Consider the following 13,483-nt stretch of genomic DNA (forward strand, 5'->3'; position numbering starts at 1 on the left):
GACCGTCCCCGTACGCGGCCTCAGGCCGATCCTGCCCCCTGAGGCACGGCCGGGAACGGGACGACGGCCACTGTTACGTTGTCGTGGCCCCCGCCGTCCAGGGCATGGCCCACCAGTACGCGGGCGCTGTGCAGCGGACGGGTCGCGGCGTCCGGCGGGACGACCTCGGCCATCTCCTCCGCCGCCTCGGCGTAGTTCCACAGTCCGTCCGTGCACACCACCACCACGCCCGGCCGGTCCGGCTTGAAGGAAGCGGTGTGCGGCTCCAGTTCGTAGGCGTCCGCGCCGAGCCAGCCCGTGATCGCGTGGGCACGCTCGTCGGCGTACGCCTCGGCCTCGCTCATCAGGCCCGCGGAGACCATCTGCGCCGCCCACGAGTCGTCCTCGGTGAGCCGGGCCGGGGGCGAGGTGCGGTCCACCGGGATCCAGTAGACGCGGCTGTCGCCGACCCAGCCCACGACCAGCAGCCCGGGGGTCACGATCGCGCCGACGATCGTGCACGCCGGCGCGTTCTGGTGCGGGCTGTGCTCACGGGCGGTGGCGGGCTCGTCGGCCAGGGCGTTGACCGCGTGCGAGGCGGCCACGATCGCGTCGTGCATGGCCTGCTGCGGGTGGGTGCCGCGCGGCAGGGCGGTCAGCAGCGACTCGTTCGCGGCCCGTCCGGCGGCGAACGAGGCGTCGTCGGGGCGGGTCGCCGAGGAGACGCCGTCGCAGACCACGGCCACGGACGCGGGGGAGCCGTCCGGGAGGGTGGTCAGGCCGATGCCGAACGCGTCCTCGTTGCGGTGGTGGCGCAGACCGCGGTCGCTGACCGCGGCGATCGGTCCGGCCTCCTGCTCCATGTGGTCGCGCTCGCGGGGCTGGGCGTGCCCGCAGTTCTCACAGTAGCCGTCGCTGTCGACGCGGCCCGCGCGGCAGGCCACGCAGAGCTTGATGGGTGCGGAGAGGTCGGCGATGCGCGGGTCCGGTGCCTGGAGCGGGTACTCGTCGGGCTCCGGCGGCCGGTCGAAGCGCACCCCGGAGGCCGGGGAGACCGGCGAACCCGTGGGCTGCTCCGGCGGCAGCGGGGAGTCGCTCGAGTCCGTCCCGGGCAGGTCCGCCGAGCGGTGCGTCGCCGCCGGGGTGTCGGCGCTGTCCGGCTCCGCGGCGAGCGGCCAGGCCTCACCGCCGTCGCCGTCGGGCGAGGGCGGCTCCGAGCCGTTCAGGGCGATCGTCGGGTGGTCGTCCGGCGGTGCGGGGACCGCGGACAGGTCGTATCCGCACGCGCCGCAGAAACGGTCGTCCGACTCGAGCGGCCACTCGCAGCTCGGGCAGTTCGACAGGGCGGCCTGCTGGGGCATCTGCGACATCAACTACACCCACGTCCGGGGGCGGTAACGGTTGGCACGTTCCACCAGGTCGATCCTCTCCTCGCCGCCGGGCGCCAGCCGGGCCAGCGTGCGGTACGAACGCTCCAGGCCGAAGCGGAGGCCCCGCTCGTCCAGATCGCTGCCGAGTAGCGCCCGTTGCGGGACGGGCGCGGAACTCTGGCCTCCGGAGAGTATCCAGTCCAGCGCGCAGCCGAGGACCTCGGCCGACAACTGCTCCCGGCGCGCCGGGTCCAGACCGTAGGCGTCCAGCGCCTCGACCTGCCGCGCGGCGGCGGTCAGGTCGTCCAGGAACGCCACGTCACCTGCGGTCGCCGTACGCCCGCGCAACCGCGCCCGCACGGCGGCCACCCGCGCGGCCGTGTAGTGGATCGACGACTCCGGAACCGACTCCAGCGTCCGTACGGCGCTCGGCCGGTCCCCGGTGGCGAGCTGGACGCGGGCCAGGCCGAAGGCGGCGCTGACGTAGCTCGGGTCGGTCGCCCACACCAGGTGGTAGTACTCGGCCGCGTTGTCCAACTGGCCCAGCACCTCGGCGCACAGGCCGAGCGCCAGCTTGGGCGCGGGCTCACCCGGGAACGCGTCGTAGATCGCGTCGAAGGCGAGCGCGGCGCCCTCGTGGTCGCCCGTCACCAGCGCGGCGACGCCCCGGTACCAGACGACGCGCCAGTCGTCGGGCCGCTCCTCCTCCAGGTTGAGCAGGGCCTCCAGCGCGGTGTACGAGTCGCCGTTCTCCAGCCAGGCGCGGATCTGCCGCAGCCGTGTCTCGATCGACGGCGAGGGCGCGGCGGCCAGCGCGCCGAGCAGCTCGGCCGGCGCGGTCGTCATCAGGCCCGCGAGGAAACCGGCGTTCGGGTCGGAGGGGTCGACGCGGGGGACCGGCAGGGCGAGGGCCGCGGCGGGGGAGTCGACGGACTTGACGATCGACGGGGAGCCGTCGGGCGAGGAGGCCAGCCGGGGCTGCTGCTTGGCCTTCGGCAGCGCACGGGTCCCGAGCAGCGACACGTCCCCCTGCAGTTTGGGGAACAACTCCGTGTCGGTGACTCTGAGTTCGGGTCCGAACTGGGTCGACAGCGCGGGCCGCGCCCGCCCCGACTGCAGGGAGACGACCTCGCGCAGCACGCCCGTCAGCTGCTCCGCCATCTCCTGCGCGGAGGCGAACCGGCGGGCCGCGTCGGGGTCGGTGGCGCGGACCAGCAGGCGGTAGAAGGACTCGTAGGTGCGGAAGACCTCGATGTTGTCCGGGTCGGGCAGCGAGTCCACGAAGACGTTCGTGTAGCCCTGGAAGTCGAAGGTCAGGACCGCGAGCGTACGGGCGACCGTGTAGAGGTCGGACGCCACCGACGGGCCGACCTCGGCGACCTCGGGCGCCTGGTAGCCCACCGTGCCGTAGATCGCCGACTCCTCGTCGTCCATCCGGCGCACAGCGCCCATGTCGATGAGCTTGAGCTGGTCCTCGGTCTGGATGGCGTTGTCGACCTTGAAGTCGCAGTACAGCAGGTTGCGGCTGTGCAGATGGCCGAGCGCCTCCAGCGCCTCGATGCCGTACGCGCACGCCTGCTCCACCGGCAGCGGATCCCGCTTGCCCGCGGACGTACGGCGCGAATTGGCGATCTCCTTCAACGACTTGCCGCCGACGTACTCCATGACGATGTAGCCGTCCAGGGAGCCGGTGCGCTGGTCGAGGTGCTCGACGAAGTTGTAGATCCGCACGATGTTGGAGTGCTCGATCTCGGCCAGGAAGCGCCGCTCGGAGATCGCCGCCGCCATCGCGTCCTGGTCGCCGGTGTCGAGCAGGCCCTTGAGGACCACCCACCGGTCGGAGACCGCCTTGTCGACAGCGAGGTAGACCCAGCCGAGCCCGCCGTGCGCCAGACAGCCCACGACCTCGTACTGGCCGTGCACCACGTCGCCCGTCTTCAGCTTGGGCACGAAGGAGTACGGGTGGCCGCACTTGGTGCAGAAGCCCTCCGTACGGCCCGGCCGCTCACCGCGCGCCCGGCCGACCGGAGCCCCGCAGTCGGAGCGCGAGCAGAACCGCTTGCGCTCGGGGACCTCCGGATTGTCCAGGACCATCGCGCGCGGGTCGGGCCGCGGCACGTCCGGCACCAGCACCAGGCCCACGCCCAGCCGGCCGCGGCCGCTGGTGTTGGTGCTGGAACCGGAGCTGCGCACCGACACGGAACGGCTGGAGGAACGGCCGGACAGGGACCGGGAGAGCCGCCCGGAGACCGAGCGCCGCGACTTCGACGACTGCGAGGACGTACGCGAGCTGCTGCGGCTGCTGGACCGCGAACTGCCGCTGCCCCGCGAGCCCTTGCCGCCGCCCGTGATGCCGGTGGCCGGCGAGCTCAGCATGCCTCCCCCGGAGGGGGGACCCCCGGCCGAGACGACCGGTGCGAGGCCGCAGGTGTCGCAGTACAGCTCACCGCCGCCCATGTCCTCGTAACTGCCCTCGCAGCCCGGCCGCTGGCACTGCTGCTGTGCCTGGCTCATGACGTCACAGCACCCCCTTCGTCACTCACGCTCCCGGCCCCCTGCGGTCCACGGGTCCGCTCTGACCCGGCACCCGCGGGGTGCTCAGCGCTTCGGCGGCCGCGTGCTGATAGCGCAGCACGGCCTGTTCGGCGACGCGCAGGTCGCAGGGCGCGCTCCACAGCATGCGGCGCGCCGCGTCGTACCTCTCGATCAGGAACGGGTCCTCGGCGAGCCCGTGCCGGGCCACCTTCGCCTTGTACGCGTCGAGGCGGCCGCGCAGCTCCGCGCGGACCGCGAGCGGCGCGGTCACCGCGGTCAGCGACTCGCGGGCGCGCAGCAGTTCGTCCTCCGCCTTCTCCTCCAGGGACTCCAGGAGCGGGGAGAGCCGGTGCCACTGCGCGTGCCTGCGGTAGTCGGCGGCCGTCGCCAGCTGCTCCTGGAGCTGGGTCGGCGGACCGCTGACGACCGGCACCTCCGTGGCGGCGATCTTCGCGAGGACCTCCCCGCGCGCGGTGCGCGCCTCGGCGAGCGTGCGGTCCGCCCGGCTGAGCACGTCCCGCAGCCGCACCAGCCGCTGCTCGGCGTCCTGCCGGACGGTGAGCACGGCGTCGATCTCCCGGCGCACGTCCTCCAGGGCACGCGCCTCACGGTCGTAGACGGTGGTGTCCGGACGGCCGCCGCCGGGCGCCGAACTCCCTTGCGCGGGCAGCCAGTACGCGAGCGGGTCGGAGATCACCTGCTCGCGCAGGGAGGTCAGGGTACGCGTGATGCGCTCGAGGTCGTCGCCGGCCGGGTGCTCCCCGGGGCGCACGCCGACGGAGTGGGCGAGCTTACGGGTGCGCTGGAGCTCCGCGGCCAGTAGATCGATCCTCGCGGGCAGCGCCGACCAGACCGCGTCGGCGGTGACGACCATGTCCAGGCTCGTCGCGTACAGCTCGTTCATCACGTCGACCAGGGCGGCCAGCGAGAACCGCCGGCTGAGCTTGCCGGAACCGCCGTGCAGGGTCGGCGCGTTCGCCGTGACCGTGGCGGAGCCCGCGACGGTCACGGCATCGCCGCGCAGCAGTTCGGTCAGTTCCACGAGGTCCTCGTGGCTGGACCAGCGGCGCCGGGAGCGGATGTTCCGGGCGGAGCGCAACGCGTCGGTGTAGGCGTCGAAGTAGGTCCACAGCAGCGTGATCGACGCGTCCGCGGCAGCCCAGCGCTCCTCGGTGACGCCGGTGAGCTCCGCGCCCTCGAGGAGTCTGCGGCCCGCGTGGTCCTGCAGGGCGAGGAGCGAGGTCTCGATCGCCTCGTGCTCCGCGCCGAGCCGCGCCAGCGCACGGTCCACCTCGTCCCGGTCCATCACCGGCCCGGCGGGGTCCGTGACGCCCATCGATCACCTCTCGCTGCTGTCGTGTGCCGTCGTGTGGTCCGTGCCGTCCGGTCTGTGAAGTCCCTCTGATGATCGGTCACTTGTAGTGGGCGGCGGGAGGGGTCGCCGACGTCGACTTCTTGTCGCCCTGGTCCATGGTGGGGTGCAGCCACTTCGCGTACGAGGCGGCCCATCCACCGTTCTTGATGTAGTTCTGCAACGTCCGGTTGACCTGGCGTACCAGATCGTCGGAACCCCGTTTCATCGCCACGCCGTAGTACTCGTCGGTGAACAGACCGCCCTTCAGTTCGACCGTGGGGTCCTGCGCGGCCTGGCTCGCGGCGAGCGCGCCGTCGGTGACCACCGCGTCGACCTCGCCGAGCTGCAACTTCACCAGGCAGTCGAGCTGGTTGGGGACGACGGTGCTGATGTCGGTGGAGGCGGGGATCTTGCGGCCCTTGTCCGCCCGCAGGCTGTCGAGCGCGGTGGACCCCTCGGCCGAGCAGACCTTCCTCTTGGCGAGACTGCCGTCGTAACCGGTGATCGTCGAGGTCTTGGGTGCGAGGACCTGCTGGCCGGTCCTGAAGTACGGCGCGGAGAAGGCGACGTCCTTCAGGCGGTCGCAGTTGATCGTCATGGTGCGCACCACCATGTCGACCTCACCGCTCTGGATCGCCGGAACGCGCTGGTTGGTGGGGATGGCCTTGAAGGAGACCGCGTTCGGATCGCCGAGGAGGTCCTTGGCGATCTGGTGGACGAGGTCGATGTCGAAGCCCTCCAGCGCGCCGGAGGTGTTGTTCGGGTTGAGGTAGCCCCAGCGGTAGCTGTTGGTGTCGACGCCGACGATCAGCCGCCGGTCCTTGCGGGCCTTGATCTTGTCGACGACGTCCGTGCCGCCGCCGGACGGCGACAGGCTCTGGTCCTGCGGGGCCACGCCGTTGTCGCACTTCGTGTCCGCCCTGGCCTGGGTGCCGTGGGCGAGGCGCTGGCCGCCGCTGTCCGGGGTGCCGCTCGACTGGGTGCGGGGCAGCAGCAGGACGAAGGCCAGGGCCAGCACGCAGACGGCCGCCATCGCGCCGACCCCGCCCCAGCCCCGCAGCCCGGCTCGCAGACGTCGGGCCAGACGGTGTGCATCCATCTTCACGCCCCCTCTCACCGGTACTCCGACAGCCTGCGCCCGATGCCCAGCACCGCGCCGACCGCGCCCAGCACGGCCAGGACCGCGGCGCCGTACGGCAGTCCGGTCAACGCGTCCTTGCCGTTGCCCGCGGCCTGCTTGAACTCCGCCTGCTCGTGCAGGAGCGCCGTCTGCAGGGCCTTGTCCACGTTGTCGAAGCACACGCTCGTCGGATCCTTGCCGACGCCGATGACCTTGTCACGCGCCTGCTGGTACTCGCCCTTGTCGTTCAGGCCCTGGGCGACGCCGTGCCGGTCCTTCCACGCCTGCATGAAGCTGTTGGCGTCCTTCACCGGCTTCTTGCCCGCCGAGTCGTCCGCGAGGCCGTCGGCCTTGGTCAGCGACTTGGCCAGTCGGCCGATCTGGTCGTCGTAGCCGAACGCGTAGGCGTCCACGGGCTTGCCGCTCACGTCCTTGGTGTCCGCGCCGCGGCGGATCAGGCTGAGGTTCTCGTCGCTGCGGGCGGTCAGGGACGCGATGCGGGCGTCGTGCAGGACGTTGAGCGAGCGGACGCCGTGGTCGTAGGAGTCGTTCAGCCCGGAGCGGGCGACGGTGTGGCCGACGACCAGCCAGAGCAGCACCACCGCGGAGGCGGCCGAGGCGGTGACCAGGCCGTGGTTCAGCACCCGGTTGGTGCGCAGGTAGTTGCGGCGCTGGGCCCAGGCCAGACCGCCGAGCGCGAGGAGGCCGAGGCCGATCGCGGCCCACGGGAACGACTTCGCGTCGGCGTAGTCGGACTGGAGCCGCTGGTTCTCCTTCTGGTAGAGGTTCTCGGCCTTGGGCAGCATCTGCTGCTGCATCTGCTCGTTCGCCGCCCGCAGGTAGGCGCTGCCCACCGGGTAGCCCTGGCGGTTGTTGGCCCGGGCCGTCTCGATCAGGCCCTTGTACTGCGGGAGCAGGGTGTTGAGGTCCTCGATGGTCTTCGCCGAGTCGGACCCCGCCTTGGAGTTGGAGGCGGCGGTGACGAGCTTCTGCGCGGCGGTGCGGATGTCGTCCTCGTACCGCTTGCGCATGGCCGGCTTCTCCTGCGGGCCCGCGAGATAGCCGCTGGCCGCCGCCGTGTTGGCGTCGGCGAGGGAGCGGTAGATGTCGGCCGCGTCGGAGCTGAGCGGCTGGCTGCTGGTGAGCACGTCGTCGGCGGCCGTCGCGCGGTCGGTCATCTGCCAGGCGGTGACCGCGCCGAACGCGACGACGAGGAGGGCGACGAGCGCGCCGATGATGCGCAGCCGGCCGGGCTCCGTCGTCGCCGCTTCACGCAGCCGGTCGGCGCCTTCGGCGAAGGCCGTGCGGCGCGTGGCGGCGGGTGCGGGTGCGGGTGCGGGGGCGGGCGTGACGGCGGGGCCCGGGGGCGGCGGGGCAGCGGGCTGCCCCTGCTGCGGCGGTACGGCCGGCATCGTGGGCACGCCGGATCCCGGTGGCGCCGCACTGCTCTTCGGCGGGTGTGTCACTTCGACCTCCCCCATGGTCATCCGTCGCCGCAAGTATCCCTGGCGGGTGCTGCCGGCGGCAGGGCAGGGTTCCGCATCACCCTGCCCATGAATACGCCTGGGGAATCAGTTCGGTTCCGGTCCGGGGCCGGTGCCCCGGACCCTTGCTGCGGCCCGGCTGATTATGGCTGGCCGGAGCTCAGGATTCGAAGTGGGCGCGCACCCTTTCGTGCACCTCCGTCCCCGCGTCCACCCGGTCCAGGCCCAGCAGCGCGGCGCCCAGCACCGGACTCGCCGTCACCACCCGTGGCACCGCCTTCGGTGCCCGCACCGCCAGCAACTCGCGGATTTCGTCGCCGAGTTGGGGATGCTGGGCGGCCAGGACGCCGCCGCCGAGCAGGACCGGGGTCTCCTCCTCCAGCAGGTCCAGGCGGGTCAGGGCCACCGTCGCCATCGTGACCACCTCGTCGGCGAGCCGGTCGACGATCGCGCGGGCGATCGGGTCGCCGTCCGCCGCCGTCGCGAAGAGCACCGGCGTCAGTTCGTGGCGGCGGTCGTGCGGCACCTGCTCCAGGTGCAGCGCCTCGATCAGCGCGAGCATCGTGGGCAGGCCGAAGTGGGCCGGGAGCGTGCGGGCCAGCTCCGTGGGCCCGCCGCGGCCGTCCTCCGCGCGCGCGGCGAACCACAGGGCCTCCTCCGCCAGGCCCCACCCGCCGCCCCAGTCACCGGAGATGCGTCCTATCGCGGGGAAGCGTGCGGTGCGGCCGTCGGGGCGCATACCGACGCAGTTGATGCCGGCGCCGCAGACGACGGCCACGCCGCGCGGCTCGGTGATGCCCGCGCGCAGGATGGCGAAGGTGTCGTTGCGGACCTGCACGGCCGTGCCCCACGCGCGTGCGTGCAGCGCGGCCGCCAGCTGTTCCTCCTCGACGGGGAAGTCGGCGTTGGCCAGGCATGCGGAGACCTGGTCCACGGAGGTCACCCCCGCCGCGGCGAACGCGGTGCCCACCGCCTCGGCGAGGGCGTCCACGGCCGCCTCCACACCCACCACCGGCGGCCGGAACCCGCCGCCGCGGGCGGTGGCGAGGACGCTTCCGTCGGCCGCCACGACCGCGACGTCGGTCTTGCTGTTGCCCGCGTCGACGGCGAGGACACGTGCGGTCATGCCCACGCGAGATGCTCCCGGTTGTGTGCGATCAGCTGGTCGGTCAGGGCGTCCGCGTACGCGTACTGCCCGATGAGGGGGTGGGCGAGCAGGGCGCGGAAGACCCGGTCGCGGCCGCCGCGCAGCGCCGCCTCCAGGGCCAGGTCCTCGTACGCGGTCACGTTCGCCATCAGGCCCGCGTACAGCGGGTCGACGGCGGGCACCGCGAGCGGGAGCGCTCCCTTCGAACCCACGGCGGCCTGGACCTCGATCACCGCGTCGTCGGGCAGGAAGGGCAGCGTGCCCCGGTTGTAGGTGTTGACCACCTGGTACGGGCTGCCGCCCCCGCCCAGCAGCGCGGCCGCCAGGTCCACGGCCGCCTCCGAGTAGTAGGCGCCACCCCGCTTGGCGAGCAGCTCCGGCTTCTCGTCGAGGGCCGGGTCGCCGTACATCTTCAGCAACTGCCGTTCCATCTCCGCGACTTCGGCGGCCCGGGAGGGCTTGGTGCGCAGCTCCCGTACGACCTCGTCGTGGGCGTAGAAGTAGCGCAGGTAGTACGACGGGACCACGCCCAGGCGGTCGAGCAGGGTCCGGGGCAGCCGCAGGTCGCCGGCGATGGTGTCGCCGTGCTCGGCCAGCAGCTTGGGCAGCACGTTCTCGCCCTCGGGACCCTCCAGGCGTACGCCGGTCTCCCAGGTGAGGTGGTTGAGGCCGACGTGGTCGAGGTGCACGTCGGAGGGCGCGACGCCCAGCATGCCCGCGAACTTCCGCTGGAAGCCGATCGCCACGTTGCACAGGCCGACCGCCTTGTGGCCGGCCTGGAGCAGGGCGCGGGTGACGATGCCGACCGGGTTGGTGAAGTCGATGATCCAGGCGTCCGGGTTGGCGCGGTGGACGCGTTCGGCGATGTCCAGGACCACCGGGACCGTGCGCAGCGCCTTGGCGAGGCCCCCCGCGCCGGTCGTCTCCTGGCCGACGCAGCCGCACTCCAGCGGCCAGGTCTCGTCCTGCTCGCGGGCCGCCTGCCCGCCGACGCGGAGCTGGAGCAGCACGGCGTCGGCGCCGTCGGCGCCCGCCTCCAGGTCGGAGGTGGTGACGATACGGCCGCTGTGGCCCCGCTTGGCGAAGATGCGCCTGGCGAGGCCGCCGACCAGCTCCAGGCGCTCGGCGGCCGGGTCGACCAGCACCAGCTCCTCGATGGGCAGGGTGTCGCTGAGCCGCGCGAAACCGTCGATGAGTTCGGGGGTGTAGGTCGAGCCTCCGCCGACCACGGTGAGTTTCATACGTGGTTAACCCTTCACTCCGGTGAGCGTGACGCCTTCGACGAACGCCTTCTGGGCGAAGAAGAACACGAGGATCACGGGGGCCATGACCAGCACGGTCGCGGCCATGGTGAGGTTCCAGTCGGTGTGGTGCGCGCCCTTGAACGACTCCAGGCCGTAGGACAGGGTCCAGGCACCGGGGTTCTCCGACGCGTAGATCTGCGGGCCGAAGTAGTCGTTCCAGGCGTAGAAGAACTGGAACAGGGCCACTGCCGCGATGCCCGGCTTCGCCATCGGCAGGACGACCTTCAGCAGGGTGCGCAGCTCGCTGCAGCCGTCCACCTTCGCCGCGTCCAGGTACTCGTTCGGAATGGTCATCAGGAACTGGCGCAGCAGGAAGATGGAGAACGCGTCGCCGAACGCCATCGGGATGATCAGCGGCCACAGCGTGCCGGACAGGTCCAGCTGCTTCGCCCAGAACAGGTACATCGGGATGATGACCACCTGGGGCGGCAGCATCATCATCGAGATCACCAGCATGAGCGACAGACTGCGGCCGCGGAAGCGGAACTTGGCGAGCGCGTACGCCACCGGGATCGAGGAGGCGACGGTCAGGACCGTGCCCAGCCCGGCGTAGATCAGCGTGTTCTTCCACCAGGTCAGAAAGCCCGGGGTGTCGAAGACCTTCTTGTAGTTGGACCACTCCCAGGTGTGCGGGATCAGGTCCCGGCTGAGCGCCTGGGTGTCGCTCATCAGCGAGGTCAGGAGCACGAACACGAAGGGGAGGACGAAGAAGAGCGCGGCGGCGACGCCGAGCGAGTGGATCGCTATCCACTCCAGCATCGTCCGGCGCCGGGCCGTGCGCTCCGCGGGCGAGACCGGTGCCTTCAACTGCACCGGTTTGTCCAGGACTTGGGCCATGGTCAGTCACCTGCCAGGTTGAGACCGCCCCGGCGCCGCATCAGGAACGCGGTGAACACCATGGACAGGGCGAACAGGACCAGGGCGACGACGCACGCGGAGCCGTAGTCGAAGCGCTGGAAGCCGAGGTTGTAGACGAGCTGGGGGAGGGTCAGGGTCGACTTCTCCGGGTAGCCGGGCTCGAACTGGGTGCCCGCCCCCTGGATCACGCCGGAGGCGACCTTCCCGGCGATGAGCGGCTGTGTGTAGTACTGCATCGTCTGGATCACGCCGGTGACGACGGCGAACATGACGATCGGCGAGATGTTCGGCAGCGTCACGTACCGGAACCGCTGCCAGGCGGAGGCGCCGTCCAACTCGGCCGCCTCGTACTGCTCCTGGGGCACGTCGAGCAGGGCGGCCATGAAGATGACCATCAGGTCGCCGATGCCCCACAGGGCGAGCAGGGTGAGGGCCGGCTTGGACCAGCTGGGGTCGTTGAACCAGCCGGGGGCCGGGATGCCGACCTTCTCCAGGATCGAGTTGACCGGGCCCGTGCCGGGGTTGAGCAGGAAGGCGAAGGCCATCGTCGCGGCCACCGGCGGGGCCAGGTAGGGCAGGTAGAACAGGGTGCGGAAGACGCCCGTGCCCGTCTTGATCTTGGTGATCAGCAGGCCGACGCCGAGGCCGAAGACGACCCTCAGCGTCACCATCACCAGCACCAGCCAGAGGGTGTTGCGCAGGGCCGGCCAGAAGAAGGGGTAGTGCTCGAAGACGTACGTCCAGTTCTTCGTCCCGCTCCACGTCGGCGGCTTGAAGCCGTCGTAGTGCATGAAGGAGAAGTAGACCGTGGAGATCAGCGGATACGCGAAGAAGACCGCGAAGCCGATCAGCCAGGGCGACATGAAGGCGAGGGTGCGCAGCGCCGACCTGCGGCGCTTCGACGCCAGGGTGATCGTGGTCATTACTTCGCCTGCGCGATGTCCGTGTCGATCTGCGCGGCCGTCTTCTTCAGGCCGGCCTTGAGGTCGGTGACCTTTCCGCTCTCGTAGTCGTACCCGAAGTTCTGGATCGTCGTCAGGTACACGCCGCCGTTGATGGAGGCGGGAGACGTCGTGGAGTTCGGGTTCGCGGCGATGTCCAGGAACGTCTTGAAGCGCGGGTCGTACTTCAGCTTCGGCGACTTCAGGGCGGTGAGCGTCGAGGGGACGTTGTGGATGGCGTTGGAGAAGTTCACCACCGCGTCCGTGTCCGTGGTCATGTACTTCACCAGTTCCCACGCCGCGTTCTGCTTGTGGCTGGTGGCGGCGATGCCGGTGATGGTGCCGGTGATGTAGCCCTTGCCGTACTGGCTCGCCTGGTCGTCGGGGACGGGCAGCGGGGCCACGCCGATGTCGAACTTGGGCTTGGCGTCCAGGGCCATTCCCAGGCGCCACTCTCCGTCGAGCTGCATGGCCACCTGGCCGGTGTGGAAGGGGTGCTTGACGCCCCATTCGTCGCCGAGCTTGGAGCGGTAGGTCTCCAGCTTCCTGAAGCCGCCGAGGTCGTCGACGAGCTTCTTCTGGAGCGTGAACCCGGCCTGGAAGGCGGGGTCCGTGGCGAGCTCGGACTTGCCCGACTTGTCGAAGTACGTCGGCGAGAACTGCCCGAAGTAGTGCTCGGTGGTGGTCTCCCAGCCGTGGTAGTTCGGCATGAAGCCGAGCTGCTTGTAGCTGTCGCCCTGGGCGATGGTCAGCTTCTTCGCGTCGGTCTCGAACTCGGACCAGGTCTTCGGCGGGGCCTTGATGCCCGCCTTCGCGAAGGCCGTCTTGTTGTAGTAGAGCCCGTAGGCGTCGCCCAGCAGCGGTGCGGTGCAGCGGTTGCCGTCGAACTGCGTGTACTCGTTCATCGCCTTCGGGAACGTCGTCTCCGGGTCGATTCCCGCCTTCTTGAAGAAGGGGTTGAGGTCGACCAGGGCGCCCGAGGAGCAGAACTTGCCCACGTTGTTGGTGGTGAAGGAGGAGATGACGTCCGGGGCCTTGCCGCCGCCGGTGCGCAGGGCCTGGTTGATCTTGTCGTCGGTCATGTTGGCGACGACGTTCACATGGATGTTGGGGTGTGCCTTCTCGAAGCCGGCGATCAGGGAGTTGACGGCCTTCACCTCGTTCGGCGCGCTCCAGGCGTGCCAGAAGTTGATGGTCGTCTGCTTCGAGGCGTCGTCGTCGGCACCGGAGGAGGACTGACCGGTACAGGCGGTGGCGAGGAGGGCGAGGGAGGCGGACGCGGCCAGGGCGACGACCGCCTTCCGGGACGCTCCGGGTGCGACTTTCCAGGACTTTCCGGGCATGGCAAGGTCTCCCAGGTGCGGGACGGGGTGGGTGAGAGGGGAGGCGCG

The 13,483-nt window shown here is 70.9% G+C and carries 10 protein-coding genes; all 10 read right to left on the reverse strand.

Annotated features, from left to right (window positions below; all coding sequences use genetic code 11):
* Window positions 1–20 precede the first annotated feature (20 nt).
* The gene (locus ACGFYN_RS06170) at window positions 21–1,349 is read right to left on the reverse strand and encodes a PP2C family serine/threonine-protein phosphatase (protein ID WP_393864560.1); all 1,329 of its coding nucleotides are present in this window, start codon (window positions 1,347–1,349) and stop codon (window positions 21–23) included.
* A gap of 3 nt (window positions 1,350–1,352) precedes the next feature.
* Complete coding sequence (locus tag ACGFYN_RS06175; RefSeq protein WP_393864561.1) at window positions 1,353–3,863, reverse strand: tetratricopeptide repeat protein; 2,511 nt, start codon at window positions 3,861–3,863, stop codon at window positions 1,353–1,355.
* 25 nt (window positions 3,864–3,888) lie between these two features.
* Window positions 3,889–5,220, reverse strand: coding sequence for a hypothetical protein (locus ACGFYN_RS06180; protein ID WP_393864562.1), 1,332 nt, complete (start codon window positions 5,218–5,220; stop codon window positions 3,889–3,891).
* 76 nt (window positions 5,221–5,296) lie between these two features.
* Window positions 5,297–6,337 (reverse strand): glutamate ABC transporter substrate-binding protein, encoded by a 1,041-nt coding sequence (locus tag ACGFYN_RS06185; RefSeq protein WP_393864563.1) that lies wholly within the window; start codon window positions 6,335–6,337, stop codon window positions 5,297–5,299.
* A 14-nt stretch (window positions 6,338–6,351) separates the two neighbouring features.
* On the reverse strand, window positions 6,352–7,824 hold the full coding sequence (locus ACGFYN_RS06190; RefSeq protein WP_393864564.1) for a hypothetical protein: 1,473 nt from the start codon (window positions 7,822–7,824) through the stop codon (window positions 6,352–6,354).
* A 178-nt stretch (window positions 7,825–8,002) separates the two neighbouring features.
* Entirely contained in the window at window positions 8,003–8,974 is a 972-nt protein-coding gene (locus ACGFYN_RS06195; protein WP_393864565.1) for an N-acetylglucosamine kinase, read from the reverse strand.
* The gene (locus ACGFYN_RS06200) at window positions 8,965–10,230 is read right to left on the reverse strand and encodes a 6-phospho-beta-glucosidase (protein ID WP_393864566.1); all 1,266 of its coding nucleotides are present in this window, start codon (window positions 10,228–10,230) and stop codon (window positions 8,965–8,967) included. The genes ACGFYN_RS06195 and ACGFYN_RS06200 overlap by 10 nt, the downstream gene beginning before the upstream one ends.
* 6 nt (window positions 10,231–10,236) lie before the next feature.
* The gene (locus ACGFYN_RS06205; RefSeq protein WP_393864567.1) at window positions 10,237–11,130 is read right to left on the reverse strand and encodes a carbohydrate ABC transporter permease; all 894 of its coding nucleotides are present in this window, start codon (window positions 11,128–11,130) and stop codon (window positions 10,237–10,239) included.
* Window positions 11,131–11,132: 2 nt separating this feature from the next.
* A complete protein-coding gene (locus tag ACGFYN_RS06210) occupies window positions 11,133–12,074 on the reverse strand; it encodes a carbohydrate ABC transporter permease (protein ID WP_393864568.1) in 942 nt (313 codons plus the stop codon).
* The gene (locus ACGFYN_RS06215; RefSeq protein ID WP_393864569.1) at window positions 12,074–13,435 is read right to left on the reverse strand and encodes an ABC transporter substrate-binding protein; all 1,362 of its coding nucleotides are present in this window, start codon (window positions 13,433–13,435) and stop codon (window positions 12,074–12,076) included. The genes ACGFYN_RS06210 and ACGFYN_RS06215 overlap by 1 nt, the downstream gene beginning before the upstream one ends.
* Between the last annotated feature and the right edge of the window lie 48 nt (window positions 13,436–13,483).

It is taken from the genome of Streptomyces sp. NPDC048419, from assembly GCF_043200415.1.
Lineage (GTDB): Bacteria > Actinomycetota > Actinomycetes > Streptomycetales > Streptomycetaceae > Streptomyces.